Annotated in this window: 13 protein-coding genes; all 13 read right to left on the bottom strand. The window is 38.2% G+C overall.

The genetic code is table 11. From position 1 onward, the window contains the following. Window positions 1–2: 2 nt before the first annotated feature. The 13 genes from hisH to uvrA all read right to left on the bottom strand — a co-directional run bounded on the left by hisH (window position 3) and on the right by uvrA (window position 13,582). Complete coding sequence (hisH, locus tag FDO66_RS12505) at window positions 3–629, bottom strand: imidazole glycerol phosphate synthase subunit HisH (protein ID WP_141432984.1); 627 nt, start codon at window positions 627–629, stop codon at window positions 3–5. Beyond that, on the bottom strand, window positions 630–1,217 hold the full coding sequence (hisB, locus tag FDO66_RS12500) for an imidazoleglycerol-phosphate dehydratase HisB (protein WP_141432983.1): 588 nt from the start codon (window positions 1,215–1,217) through the stop codon (window positions 630–632). A gap of 25 nt (window positions 1,218–1,242) precedes the next feature. Further along, window positions 1,243–2,511: a histidinol dehydrogenase gene (hisD, locus tag FDO66_RS12495; RefSeq protein ID WP_141432982.1), complete on the bottom strand. Its 1,269-nt coding sequence runs from the start codon at window positions 2,509–2,511 to the stop codon at window positions 1,243–1,245. A 27-nt stretch (window positions 2,512–2,538) separates the two neighbouring features. Continuing rightward, a complete protein-coding gene (gene hisG, locus FDO66_RS12490; protein ID WP_141432981.1) occupies window positions 2,539–3,183 on the bottom strand; it encodes an ATP phosphoribosyltransferase in 645 nt (214 codons plus the stop codon). After that, window positions 3,180–4,364, bottom strand: a complete 1,185-nt coding sequence (locus FDO66_RS12485; protein WP_141432980.1) for an ATP phosphoribosyltransferase regulatory subunit — start codon at window positions 4,362–4,364, stop codon at window positions 3,180–3,182. Before FDO66_RS12485 ends, hisG begins: the two co-directional genes overlap by 4 nt. Window positions 4,365–4,553: 189 nt before the next feature. Further along, window positions 4,554–5,087, bottom strand: coding sequence for an acyltransferase (locus FDO66_RS12480; protein WP_141432979.1), 534 nt, complete (start codon window positions 5,085–5,087; stop codon window positions 4,554–4,556). Further along, window positions 5,084–5,737 carry a pyrophosphatase PpaX gene (gene ppaX / locus FDO66_RS12475; RefSeq protein WP_141432978.1) on the bottom strand — a complete coding sequence of 218 codons (654 nt, stop codon included), beginning with the start codon at window positions 5,735–5,737 and terminating at the stop codon, window positions 5,084–5,086. Before ppaX ends, FDO66_RS12480 begins: the two co-directional genes overlap by 4 nt. Continuing rightward, a complete protein-coding gene (locus FDO66_RS12470) occupies window positions 5,727–6,677 on the bottom strand; it encodes a nucleoside recognition domain-containing protein (RefSeq protein ID WP_141432977.1) in 951 nt (316 codons plus the stop codon). The genes ppaX and FDO66_RS12470 overlap by 11 nt, the downstream gene beginning before the upstream one ends. A gap of 287 nt (window positions 6,678–6,964) precedes the next feature. Continuing rightward, complete coding sequence (gene lgt / locus FDO66_RS12465; protein WP_141432976.1) at window positions 6,965–7,780, bottom strand: prolipoprotein diacylglyceryl transferase; 816 nt, start codon at window positions 7,778–7,780, stop codon at window positions 6,965–6,967. A 110-nt stretch (window positions 7,781–7,890) separates the two neighbouring features. Beyond that, window positions 7,891–8,829 carry an HPr(Ser) kinase/phosphatase gene (hprK, locus tag FDO66_RS12460; RefSeq protein WP_141432975.1) on the bottom strand — a complete coding sequence of 313 codons (939 nt, stop codon included), beginning with the start codon at window positions 8,827–8,829 and terminating at the stop codon, window positions 7,891–7,893. A 171-nt stretch (window positions 8,830–9,000) separates the two neighbouring features. Beyond that, entirely contained in the window at window positions 9,001–9,363 is a 363-nt protein-coding gene (locus tag FDO66_RS12455) for a phage holin family protein (protein WP_141432974.1), read from the bottom strand. A gap of 28 nt (window positions 9,364–9,391) precedes the next feature. Further along, a complete protein-coding gene (locus tag FDO66_RS12450; RefSeq protein WP_141432973.1) occupies window positions 9,392–10,504 on the bottom strand; it encodes a DUF4097 family beta strand repeat-containing protein in 1,113 nt (370 codons plus the stop codon). A 198-nt stretch (window positions 10,505–10,702) separates the two neighbouring features. Then, window positions 10,703–13,582 (bottom strand): excinuclease ABC subunit UvrA, encoded by a 2,880-nt coding sequence (gene uvrA / locus FDO66_RS12445; RefSeq protein WP_141432972.1) that lies wholly within the window; start codon window positions 13,580–13,582, stop codon window positions 10,703–10,705. Window positions 13,583–13,585 lie beyond the last annotated feature (3 nt).

Raw genomic sequence — 13,585 nt, 5'->3', positions numbered from 1 at the left:
AGTCATCCTTTCCTAATCAATTCTGTGAAGTTACGAAGCAGCTTCATCCCTATCTTACTGCTCTTTTCTGGGTGAAATTGCATGCCATAAATATTATTTTGACCAACTACCGCTGGAACTTCTTCAAAGTAATCACTCTTTGCAATGATTACCTCTTCTTGCTCTGTAGAAGCAAAATATGAATGAACAAAATAGACATGATCCTCTTCCACATTGTTCAATAATGGAGATGAGTGAACAAATTTCAAACGATTCCAGCCCATATGAGGAACTTTATAGCTTTCTCCCGCTTTGCTCTGTCCGGCAAAACGAATCACTCTTCCTGGCAATAAGCATAGACCCTTCGTTAATTTAATTTCTTCGCTTTCTTCAAATAAAAGCTGCATGCCTAGACAAATCCCTAGAAACGGTTTCCCAGATTGAACGTATTCTTGAATCATCTCTGTTAAACCTGTGGTATTTAATCGTTCCATAGCATCTTTAAATGCCCCAACTCCAGGAAGAATTAATCCGTCTGCCTTTTTCAATTCTTCCTTATCTTCTGAGATAAAATAAGGAACATTCAATCTCTCTAATGCCTTGCTGACACTGAAAAGATTCCCCATTCCGTAATCAATGATCCCGATCATTTATAACATCCCTTTCGTAGATGGTACCCCTTTTATGCGTGGATCTACTAGCGTTGCTTCATCAAGAGCTCGCGCTAAAGCTTTAAAAATCGCTTCTATGATATGGTGTGTATTTTGACCGTAATGAACAATGACATGTAAATTCATTCGAGCTTCAAGTGCAAGCTTCCATAAAAACTCATGCACGAGTTCCGTATCAAAGGTTCCTACCTTTTGACTTGGAAATTGTGCACGCATTTCAAGATGCGGACGATTGCTTAAATCAACAACGACCTGAGCCAAAGCTTCGTCCATAGGAACAAATGCATTTCCGTAACGTTTAATCCCTTTTTTATCTCCAAGCGCTTCCTTTAACGCATGCCCAAGACAAATCCCGATATCCTCTGCCGTATGGTGATCATCGACCTCGGTATCTCCTTTTGCATTGACCGTTAAATCAAATTGACCATGCTTTGTAAACAAATCAAGCATATGTGTTAAAAATGGGACTCCAGTCTCTAATTCCGCTTTTCCTTCCCCATCAATATGAAAGGATAATTGAATGTCTGTTTCATTTGTTTTTCTGGTAATCGTTGAAGTTCTTGTCATACCCCATATCCTCCATCCGGCAATCTTATTTATTATATCTTTCCTCAATCGCTCTTGCGTGAGCTTCTAATCCCTCTAGTCTAGCAAATGCTGCGATTTTCTCCCCATTTTCATGGAAAGCTTGTTCGCTGTAATAGATAATGCTGGATTTCTTTTGAAAATCTTCAACATTTAACGGGCTTGAAAATCTGGCCGTTCCATTCGTAGGCAATACGTGGTTTGGACCAGCAAAATAATCTCCGATCGGTTCAGGACTATATCTCCCTAAGAAAATCGCTCCAGCGTGGCGGATTTTTCCCAGCAGCTCTAATGGATTTGACGATAGCACCTCTAAATGCTCCGGAGCAAGGCGGTTCACCGTATCGATCGCTTCCTCCATCGTTTCTGTTAAATAAATAACGCCGTAGTTTTCAATGGATTGCGTCGCGATCGATTTTCTCGGTAAAGTTTCTAGCTGCTTTTCAACTTCAGCTGCCACTTTTTCAGCAAGCTCCAAAGATGGAGTTACGAGAACACTACAAGCACGTGGATCATGCTCTGCTTGTGATAGTAAGTCCGCTGCTACCTCATTCGGTCTTGCTGTTTCATCTGCTAATACAGCAATCTCACTTGGACCAGCAATCATATCGATATCAACATCTCCGTAAACTTCTCTTTTTGCTAATGCTACAAAAATATTTCCTGGACCGACAATTTTATCAACAGGCTTGATCGTTTCCGTTCCATAGGCTAGTCCTGCAATCGCTTGTGCACCGCCAACCTTATAAATTTCCTTTACTCCTGCTTCCTTTGCAGCTATTAATACAGCTGCAGGCAATTTTCCATTTTCATCAGGAGGAGATACCATCACGATTCTTTCCACCCCTGCAACCTTTGCAGGAATGACATTCATTAAAACAGAGGAAGGATAACGTGCTGTTCCTCCAGGTACATACACACCAACTGAATCAAGTGCAGTTACCTTTTGACCAAGTAACGTTCCATTATCACTTGTCGTCATCCAAGAGGTTTTTAATTGATTCTGATGATAGACACGTATATTATTCGCAGCTTCTTGAATAATGCTTACCGTACTTGCATCAATTTCAAGATAAGCAGCTTCAAGCTCTTCATCTGTTACAGCAAGAGAAGTAAGGTGTGCTTGATCAAATTTTTCTGTGTATTTTAGAAGAGATTGATCTCCATTATTTCTTACATCTTCAATAATAGATTTGACGATTGATAGTTGTTCCTTTGTACCTGAATCTACAGAACGTTTAATCGAATCATCTTTACTGACTTTAACAATTTTCACCTAGCTCATCCTTCCAGAAGCACTTTCTTACACATAATCTTTTTCCAATTTAATGACCTTACTTAATCGGTCAACCAGCTCGCTTATCCGTTCATCCTTCATTCGATAGCTTGCAGGATTCACAATGAGTCTGGAGGTAATATCAACAATGTGCTCATATTCCACTAATCCATTTTCAAGCAAGGTTCTTCCTGTTGATACGATATCGACAATTCGATCTGATAGACCAATAATAGGTGCTAATTCAATGGAACCATTTAATTTAATAATTTCAACCTGAGCACCTTGTTCTCTAAAATAAGCTGCCGCAACATGTGGATATTTCGTTGCAATTTTCGGTGCGATGTCATTTAATTTTGTATTCGGCAATCCTGCTACTGCCAAATAGCATTGACTAATATTTAAATCCAGCAGCTCGTATACATCTCGTTTTTCTTCAAGCATAACGTCTTTCCCGGCAATTCCTAAGTCTGCTACTCCATGTTCCACATAGGTTGGAACATCCATCGGTTTAGCTAAAATAAAACGAAAATTTTCTTCCTCTACATCGATAATTAATTTTCTTGAATCATCGAATTCAGGAGGCAGCTTAAATCCTGCTTGCCGAAGCAAATCGGCTGCCTCTTCGAAAATTCGGCCCTTTGGCATAGCAATTGTTAAAACGTCCTTCATCTAACTGGCTCCTTTCCAGCTTTTCCAACTAAAAAGGTTAAGTCATAATACTGATTTGTATAGGCATCCATATTTTTTACTCCACTAATATCCTGTAATACAACCTTGATCCCGTCTTCACGCTTTTCCCTCGCGATCTGATAGGCTTCCTTTCTTCGTTCAGCACTAAAAATGATGCAATGAATCGGATCATTGCTCTCCAATTTGCCAAGTGCCTCTAGTAAACGATCAATTCGAATAGCAAATCCAGTTGCTCCTGTGGACTTACCGAATTTTTCTAATAATAAATCGTATCGTCCTCCGCTTCCAATTGGAAAGCCTACTCTTTCGGCATATACTTCATACAAGATGCCAGTATAATAGCTCATATGGCTAACAAGAGTTAAATCAAACTTCACTCGAGACTCCAATTGATAATCAACAATGATCTCCCATAGCTGCATCAGCTGATTCAAAGCTTCCTTGCCTTTTTCATTTTCAACTAGACTATGTGCAAATTCAATCATTTCAATTCCGCCTCTTAGCTTTAAAAAGTCAAGAAGCCTTTGTTTGTCGATCGAAGACAAAGCTAATTGATTGATATGATTCCGGTAACCAACATAATTTTTTTCAAATAAATATTTCGTTAACGATTCTGCTCGTTCTTCCGTTCCTAATATTTGCAGGAAAAACTCTTTTACAAAACCGATATGCCCAACTGAAATTCGAAAATTTTTCAGTCCTGCTTTTTTAAGGGCAGAGATCATTAAGGCAATCCCTTCACCATCAGCACTGATTGTATGGTCACCGATACATTCTCCGCCAATTTGTTCAAATTCTGCTGGTCTTCCGCCTTCTCTTTGTTGAGCTCGGTACACATTAGCAGAATAAGCAAGGCGAATAGGCAAATCTTCCTTTAACAGCTTTGAAGCTGCTACCCTTGCAATCGGTGTAGTCATTTCAGGCCGCAATACAAGTGTATGCCCTTGTTGATCAAGCAGTTTAAAAAGCTTTTGATCTAATATAGCAGAAGCGGTTCCAACCGTTTCATAATATTCTAATGTAGGAGTTTCAATAAATTGATAGCCCCACTGCTTAATTTCAGATTCCATTTTGGATCTTACTTTTCCTTTTGCTTCATATAATTCTGGTAATGTATCTCTCATGCCTAACGGCTTTTCAAACATAAATAACTGAGTCATGCCATCCACCTCTATGACGTTAATTACAAAATCCTTTAGTTCGCTAATGTATTAGCAAACTGAAGCTATATGTAGTGTAACCCTCATCTATTCTTACGTCAATAAACTTAACAACTTTTTTAGAAAAACTTCATGATTGTTTACCTTTTAAAAAAGGCTCAGCTAACCAATTGGTTAACGAAGCCATCCTTACTTTTCCACCCGATATATCGGATCATCCTTCCATCTCAACGCTAATTCTTCTTTTGTATAAATGATTTTCATTGGATTTCCGCCTACGAATGCACCTTCAGGAACATCCTGATGCACAAGCGTCCCTGCTGAAACAATCGCTTTGTCTCCAATTTTTACTCCTGGCAATATCGTCGAATTAGCTCCAATCATCACTTCATTTCCAATTGATACTTCCCCAAGCCTGTACTCTTTAATTAAGTACTCATGTGCCAAAATGGTCGTATTATAACCAATAATTGTATTTTCTCCAACTTTTATTTTTTCAGGAAACAGAATATCAGGCATAGACATTAAGGCAAAGGAAGTATAATTCCCTACCTCCATACGGAGAAAAGTGCGATACATCCAATTTTTCAAACGAAAAAAAGGTGTATATCTTGCTAATTGAATGAAGATAAAATTTCTAATTACCTTCCAAAATGGTACTGTACTATACAGTTGCCATAATGAGTTCGTACCATTCACCGGGTATCGGGTCGTCTTCCTCATAGTTCCTTCCCGTCAACTATGCTAAGCAAATCCTTCATATTATCTAAAACATAATCAGGATGAAAACTCGCTAAATACTCTCTTCCCTTAATCGTCCAAGCAACACCCGCTGTTTTTGTACCTGCATTTTTCCCAGCTAAAATATCGTGGTAATTATCTCCAACCATAATCGTTTCCTCAGGGCGTCCACTTAATAACTCCAATGCTTTATAAATCGGCTCAGGATCAGGCTTCGCTTTTTCAACATGATCTAAGGCAACGACAATATCAAAAAATTGATCTAATTGCGTAAGCTGTAAACCCATCTTCACAACATCAGACATTTTCGTTGTGACGATTCCCATTTTATAATTTTTCTCTTTTAATGCTTTCACCGTTTCAAATACTCCATCAAATTCTGTCACAAGCAAGTCATGATTCGAGATATTAAAGGTGCGATACGTTTGAATCATTTCTTCTGTTCTGTCTTTATCTAAAGAAGAAAAGGTTTCATGCAGACTTGGTCCTATAAAAGGAAGGACATCCTCTCTTTTATATTGCCCAGGAAAGTATTGATCAAGCGTATGTAGAAATGATTTGATAATTAATTCATTTGTATCGATTAATGTTCCATCTAAATCAAAGAGTATCGTATTAATTTTATGATTCATAAACGGTTTCCTTTCTTTTTGCAACATTGGATCTATTCCACATAAATCCTATAACTAGGGTAAGCAATACAGCTGCACTTATACGAATGATCAATAATGGCAGTACCGGAATTCCAAGCGGAATAAAGACAAGTGTATCCTCTACCACTGCATGACAGGCCACTAGGAAAATAAAGGCTAATGTAATGTCTTTTTTACTTACACCATCCTCTTGGACCTGTTGAATCATGACACCAGCACCATACGCTAAGCCAAAAAGAAGACCAGAAGCAAGGGTAGTAGACGTATTCTCTTTCATACCAAGCATTTTCGTGATCGGTGACATCCACTTTGAGAAAGTGGCAAGCCATCCTATATCCTTTAAAAGCTGAATTCCGATCATTAGTGGAATGACTATAATGGCAAGCTGAAAAATTCCTAATCCTGCTTTTTCAAAACCTTCCATCAGAATGTTGAAAAAACCAGTCACTTCAACAGGTTCTTTTTCAGGAATGAATCCATATTTCGCGATTTCAGAGCCCCCATGCCATACTAAATTGATGATAAATGCTGATACAACAGCTAACCCCATTCTGACAACGAGAATGATCCATGGTTTTACCCCAACCCTAATGGCAACACTCGATTCAACCAAAAGATTATGAGAAAACGAAAGCATAACAGCAAGGATAAATACTTCCTTTACACTTAAATCTAGAGATAAAATCGCACCGATTCCAGCATACAGATTTAGAAAATTCCCAATGACAAGCGGGATTGCTGCATCCCCAGAAAGTCCGAACCAGCCCATAATGGGTTCGATGAGGTGAATGATCCACGGCAAAACAGGGGTATGTCTCAGCAAGGACACAATGAGAGTAATTGGGAAAATAATTTTACTGAGAGACCAGGTGGTTTTTAAACCAACCAACAATCCCTTTTTCATAGATGAAAACAACATGTTAAAAAGCACCTCTATCTTAAAACTTTAAGCTGTTTTCTCAAAGTTTGTTGCTTTTGACATAAAAAACATTGAGAGTAACGTTTTGGAGCAGCCTGCATACACGTAGACTCCTGTGGGAATGCGAGAAAGGCGAGACCCCGCAGGAGCGTACTTGACGCTCGCCCACGGAAAGCGAAGTGTATGCAGTCTGCGTGTTTAAAAGCAACAATCTATACGAAAACAGACAATCTTTAAAAATGTGTTCAAAAAGGAGCTTTTTTTCCCGGACTTTTTGAACAACCTCTTTACACTTCTTTATCTAAGTAACGGACATGATCATAACCTTTTACTCTTCTAATAATGATAATGATCAGAGAAACAATGACTAAAGCGATTGAGATAACTTGAGCCATTCTTAAGTGCTCCGTTAACATTAAGCTATCTGTGCGCATACCCTCGATAAAGAAGCGGCCAATCGAATACCAAATTAGATAAGAGAGAAAAATTTCTCCTCTTTTTAAATTTACTCTTCTTAACAGCAGCAAGAATATAAGACCCAATAAACTCCAAATTGATTCATACAAAAAAGTCGGATGGTAATAGACCCCATTTATATACATTTGATTAATAATGAATTCTGGTAAATGTAGATTTTCAAGAAAAGCTCTACTGACTTCCCCGCCATGAGCTTCTTGATTGATAAAATTGCCCCATCTCCCAATCGCCTGTCCTAATATAATTCCTGGTGCAGCGATATCAACTACTTTTAAAAATGAGACCCTTTTCTTTCTTGTGAAGAAATAAGCTGTTAGAACAGAACCAATTAACGCTCCATGAATGGCAATTCCTCCATTCCAAATCTCTGGTATTTGCCCTAAATGTTCTGAATAATAATCCCATTCAAAAATGACGTAATAAATGCGAGCAGAGATGATGGCAATAGGAATTGCCCATATCATAAGATCAGGAAATAGATCCTTCGGCAACCCTCTTTTATCTGATTCTTTTATAACTAACCATAAAGAAAGAGCGATACCCAGCCCAATAATAACACCGTACCAGTGTACGGAAATGGGTCCTAGGGAAAACGCAATTGGATCTATCGGTTGAATATTTTTCATATCATGTATCCTCCATACTTCCTTCATTCATCATTGCAGTAAAAACAACTCGCAGATTTCAAAAAATCCAATATCAATCACCAAGTGGTAGTCGGAAGATGTTGATATTGTTAAAATTCATCATGGTCAACATCTTCATGGATAGCTTCTGTTAAACGGTTTGAAAATGCTTCTGCAGCATTCACTCCCATTCTTTTCAGCCTAAAATTCATGGCCGCCACTTCAATAATAACAGCTAAATTTCGTCCAGGTCGAACTGGAATCGTTAGCTTTGTAATATCTGTATCAATAATGGTCATTTTTTCTTCATCTAAACCAACTCGATCATATTGCTTATTCTGATCCCATAGCTCAAGATGCATCACAAGAGTTATTCGTTTCACACTACGAACAGCTCCAGCACCAAATAAGGTCATGACGTTAATGATCCCTAGCCCTCGAATTTCTAATAAATGCTCAATAAGCTCCGGAGATCGGCCAACTAATGTATTTTCATCTTCTTGACGAATTTCCACGCAATCGTCAGCGACTAAACGATGACCCCGTTTTACCAGTTCAAGAGCTGTTTCACTTTTTCCTACACCACTTTTTCCTGTGATTAAGACTCCAACTCCGTATATATCCACCAACACGCCATGAACAGCAGTCGTAGGTGCAAGCTTACTTTCTAGATAATTCGTTAATCGGCTGGAAAAGCGAGAGGTTTGTTGTGGAGATCTCATAACTGGCACAGATTCTCTTTCTGAAGCCTCAATTAATTCAGCTGGGATTTCCATATCTCTTGTAATAATGATTCCAGGTGTAATATCTGTACATAGCTTTTCCATTCTATTTTTTCGTTCGTATGGATCTAGCTTTTCCGCAAAGGAAAGCTCTGTTTTTCCTAATAATTGAACCCTTTCAGCAGGATAATAGTCAAAATAACCTGCCATTTCAAGACCTGGTCTTGAAATATCGCCGACTGTAATTGGACGATTGATGCCTTCTCCTCCACTTATCAGCTCTAATCCAAATTTTTCAACAATGTCTTTCGTAGTCACCTTAGGCATAAGGATATGGCCCCCTCAATAATATCGATCGATCATATAAACAAAGTTCTCTTTATTTTAGCACTTTTTACAATAGAACCAAATTTTTTATTCCATCCTAAATTAAAATAAATGACCCTGCAATTCAATCTTTTTATGCAGCAAAAAAGATTGAATTGCAGGGCAAAGCTCTCAACGTTTTTCTTTAGAAGAATTTAACACGGTTTTTTGAATGATTAAGTTAATGATGGACATAATGATTGCGATAAATAAAGCCATCCCAAATCCAGATATTTCAAACGAACTGCCCATAAGTTCATCCGTAAGCAATAATGTTATCGCGTTAATCACAAATAAAAACATCCCCAGTGTCAAGACTGTTACCGGTAAAGTTAAAATAATTAAAATCGGTTTAACTAATATATTTAAAACAGAGAGTAAAAAGCTTGCTCCTAAAGCGGCTCCAAAGCTCGATAAATAAAAAGAGTCGTGAAAAAAACCTGCAAATGCCATAAATAAGACGGAGTTAATAACCACTCCTAATAGCCATCTCATAAAAACACCCTTTTCTTCCTTTCCATTCTCATTCCAGTTTTCTAATCTTTATTGATCCTGTTTTTGAATCAACCAAAAGCTTCAACCCATTTGCGGAATCAACAATAGAAGAAAAACGAAGAAGCTTTTGAACGATTTCACTTTTTTCTTCTATGATTTGAATTCCTTCTAAATTAACGTCGAAACTCCCAATAGTAGATTTTAATTCCCCATTTACCGCAATATTTGGAACACTTACATCTATATTGCCAGTCGTCGTTTTAATATCTATTATTTCACATGTTTTCCCTTTAATAAAGCAAGTGATATTTCCATTAAAGGATTGAAGCAAAGCTTGATGAAAATCTCCATCCAAATGGATCGCTCCATTGATCGTTTCCCCTTCAACCTCTTTTATTTTGCTATTAGATATATTTACTTGTCCGTTGGCCGTTTCCACCTCTGCCTTTTGACAAGTCATCTGTCCCAATGATATTTTCCCGTTTGCCGTTTTTGCCTTATACTGATCTACCTTCAAGTTTTCACAATCAATTGTTCCATTAAACATACGAATTTTCATTGATTCATAATGAGTTTGCGGAATATACAGCAAGGCTTCTATTTTCATCCACTTCTGCTGTGTAGCAAACCGTAGTTTATTTCCTTCAATTGAAAAAATAATGTCCTTCAAAAAGCGTTGGCGTGCTTCCTCTTGCGTATCTACTCGGTAGACCTTTGCTTGACATTCAACTCTAACATCCGGCTGATCCCAAGGAATGATTTGAATCTTTCCATTGGCTATATCCATTTCAATATCCTTCATTTGTGGATCTGAATGTTGAAAAATATGATGTATCTCCTTATAAGAACCAAAGTTAAAATCTAAATCTACTTCTTTAATTTTTTTAACAGCACTATCGACAAAATCAAAAATTTTACCCTTTACAGCATGAAAATGATAGCTTCCGGAGCTTTGCTCCTGATTCTGCTTTTTAGCTTCTTCAAAGTTAACGGCATTAGAGAGCTCACCGACAAGCTTCTCTTCTTTTTCATCCATCTTTTTTTTCGTATCTTCCAGTGCCTCTAATAATATAAGCGCTTCATCAATTGATAACTTTCCTTCTTTCACCATACTTAATATTCTTTTACGTTCTTCGATCACATTCAAAACCTCCATCATCATTTTTCGTGATTAAAAACGTGATTTATTTCTCAGGTGAATCTCTTTTCCTATAACTACGTTTCAGGTCAATCAATAGTTTCAAGGAATATATAAGTTTACACGCTTATCAAAAAGAAAAGAGAGTACATCCAAAAGAACAATTTTCACTGTCATAGGAGTCTCTCTTTTTACTATTCATTATACGTTCGTGACACTTGTCTCTTTCTCTTCAATTTGCAATTTCATTCTAAGACGATCTCGTTCCAATACTGGTTTTAAGTATTTTCCTGTGTATGATGCATCAACCTCTACGACCTCTTCAGGCGTTCCTGTTGCAACGATGGTTCCACCTTTATCCCCACCTTCCGGGCCGAGATCGATTATATAGTCGGCAGCTTTAATGACATCTAAATTATGCTCAATGACCAAAACAGTATCTCCGTTTTCAACAAGACGCTGCAGCACAACGAGTAATCTTGATATATCATCTACATGGAGCCCCGTTGTTGGTTCGTCTAAAATATAAAATGATCTTCCTGTAGAACGTCGGTGAAGCTCTGAAGCAAGCTTGACCCGCTGCGCTTCTCCCCCTGAAAGAGTAGTTGCTGGCTGTCCTAAAGTGATGTATCCAAGTCCAACATCTACAATGGTCTGAAGCTTACGATTAATCTTAGGTATATTTTCAAAAAATGGCACAGAATCTTCCACTGTCATTTCGAGAATTTCAGAAATATTTTTCCCTTTATACTTAACTTCGAGCGTTTCTCGATTATAGCGTTTTCCATGACAAACCTCACATGGAACGTAAACATCCGGTAAGAAGTGCATTTCAATCTTAATGATTCCGTCCCCTCGGCATGCTTCACAGCGTCCGCCTTTTACGTTAAAGCTGAATCGACCCTTTTTATAGCCTCGAACCTTTGCTTCATTCGTTGCTGCAAATACGTCACGTATATCATCAAACACACCTGTATAAGTAGCGGGATTCGATCTTGGGGTACGCCCAATTGGAGATTGGTCGATGTTTATCACCTTATCTAAATGCTCTATCCCTTTCATTTCTCGATGCTCTCCAGGCTTGCTTTTTGCATGATGAAGCTTTTGAGCAAGACTCTTTTGCAAAATTTCATTGATCATCGTACTTTTTCCTGAGCCCGAGACACCTGTTACGGCAGTAAACATTCCAAGTGGAAATTTTACATTTACGTTTTTTAAATTGTTTTCCTTTGCCCCTTTAACCTCAATAAATCTACCATCACTTTTTCTTCTTTCAAGCGGGAGAGGGATAAACTTTTTCCCAGATAAATATTGTCCCGTTAAAGAATTTAGATCCTCCATGACCTCCTTCGGTGTTCCAGCAGAAATAATTTGCCCTCCATGAACACCTGCGCCAGGTCCAACATCAATTAAATAATCCGCCGCCATCATCGTATCCTCATCGTGCTCTACAACAATTAACGTATTCCCGATATCACGCATATTCTTCAATGTATCAATTAAACGATCATTATCTCTTTGATGCAGTCCAATCGATGGTTCATCAAGAATATATAACACTCCGGTTAGACGAGAACCAATTTGAGTCGCAAGCCGTATCCGTTGTGCTTCCCCTCCTGAGAGAGTACCCGCTGATCGACTTAACGTTAAATAATCCAAGCCAACATTAATAAGAAAGCCTAAGCGTTCTTTTATTTCTCGTAATATTAAATTAGCAATCTTCATCTCTTTTTCGGAAAGAGATAGCTGATCAAAAAATTGATACGCTTCCTTAATAGAGAGGGACGTGATTACACCAATATGATTACCAGAAATACGAACAGCAAGAGCTTCTTTTTTCAATCGATTGCCTTTACAAGATGGGCAATGCTGATGAGCCATGTATTTTTCCATTTGTTCACGGATATAATCGGAGCTCGTTTCCTTATATCGACGTTCTATATTTCGAATAACACCTTCAAACTCAATATGATTCTCTCTTACTTGACCGAGATCATTTTCATATCGAAAATAGATTTTTTCTCCATTAGATCCGTGTAATATTTTTTCCAGCAAATGCTGTGGCAGCTTGGTTACAGGAGTATTCATATCAATCCCGTAATGATTGCATACCGACTCCAATAGCTGAGGATAATATTGAGAACTGATCGATTCCCAAGGGGCAATCGCATTTTCCTTAAGGGTTAAGTCTTTATTTGGCAAGACTAAATCAAGATCTACCTCCAGTTTTGTTCCAAGTCCATCACAATCTGGACAAGCGCCGTAAGGACTATTAAAAGAAAACATTCTTGGTTCGAGTTCTCCTATAGAAAAGCCGCAAAGTGGGCAGGCATGATGCTCACTAAAGAGAAGCTCTTCTTCTCCAATCACATCAATCACTACTTTGCCGCCTCCAAGCTTTAAGGCGGTTTCCAATGAATCTGAAAGCCTTGATGCAACACCTTCTTTGATCACAATACGATCAATAATCACTTCAATGGAATGCTTTTTATTTTTTTCAAGCGAAATTTCATCCCCTAGGTCATGCATGTCACCATCTATTCGAACACGCACATAGCCCTCTTTCTTTATGTCTTCCAATGTCTTCACATGTGTCCCTTTACGTCCTGAAACTATTGGAGCTAGTACTTGCATCTTTGTTCTTTCCGGATATTCTAAAATACGATCCACCATTTGCTCAATCGTTTGGGAGGTAATTTCAATTCCATGAGTTGGACAGATCGGTCTGCCAACTCTCGCATAGAGTAGCCTTAAATAATCATAAATCTCCGTAACCGTCCCAACCGTCGACCGAGGATTTCGACTTGTCGTTTTTTGATCAATGGAAATCGCTGGAGACAACCCTTCAATCGCATCTACATCAGGCTTATCCATTTGACCAAGGAATTGACGGGCATACGCTGATAATGACTCTACATACCTTCTTTGTCCCTCTGCATAGATCGTATCAAAAGCGAGTGATGATTTGCCCGACCCAGAAAGTCCGGTCAGAACAACCAATTGATCTCTCGGAATGGTGACATCAATATTTTTTAAATTATGTGCTCTTGCACCTTTAACCATTATTTTATCCATTGCCATATT

Origin of the sequence: Bacillus sp. 03113, from assembly GCF_006546985.1 — a bacterium.
Taxonomy (GTDB): domain Bacteria; phylum Bacillota; class Bacilli; order Bacillales; family Cytobacillaceae; genus VATK01.
This window is presented reverse-complemented; position numbering and strand designations above follow the sequence as displayed.

Excerpts from the sequence above, each read along its gene's own strand:
- FDO66_RS12455 (WP_141432974.1), bottom strand. The coding sequence starts at position 9,363 with ATGAGATGGCTATTAGGAGTGGTTATTAACTCCGTCTTATTTATGGCA.
- FDO66_RS12480 (WP_141432979.1), bottom strand. The coding sequence starts at position 5,087 with ATGAGGAAGACGACCCGATACCCGGTGAATGGTACGAACTCATTATGG.
- lgt (WP_141432976.1), bottom strand. The coding sequence starts at position 7,780 with ATGAAAAATATTCAACCGATAGATCCAATTGCGTTTTCCCTAGGACCC.
- ppaX (WP_141432978.1), bottom strand. The coding sequence starts at position 5,737 with ATGAATCATAAAATTAATACGATACTCTTTGATTTAGATGGAACATTA.
- hisG (WP_141432981.1), bottom strand. The coding sequence starts at position 3,183 with ATGAAGGACGTTTTAACAATTGCTATGCCAAAGGGCCGAATTTTCGAA.
- hprK (WP_141432975.1), bottom strand. The coding sequence starts at position 8,829 with ATGCCTAAGGTGACTACGAAAGACATTGTTGAAAAATTTGGATTAGAG.
- uvrA (WP_141432972.1), bottom strand. The coding sequence starts at position 13,582 with ATGGCAATGGATAAAATAATGGTTAAAGGTGCAAGAGCACATAATTTA.
- hisB (WP_141432983.1), bottom strand. The coding sequence starts at position 1,217 with ATGACAAGAACTTCAACGATTACCAGAAAAACAAATGAAACAGACATT.
- FDO66_RS12485 (WP_141432980.1), bottom strand. The coding sequence starts at position 4,364 with ATGACTCAGTTATTTATGTTTGAAAAGCCGTTAGGCATGAGAGATACA.
- FDO66_RS12470 (WP_141432977.1), bottom strand. The coding sequence starts at position 6,677 with ATGTTGTTTTCATCTATGAAAAAGGGATTGTTGGTTGGTTTAAAAACC.
- hisH (WP_141432984.1), bottom strand. The coding sequence starts at position 629 with ATGATCGGGATCATTGATTACGGAATGGGGAATCTTTTCAGTGTCAGC.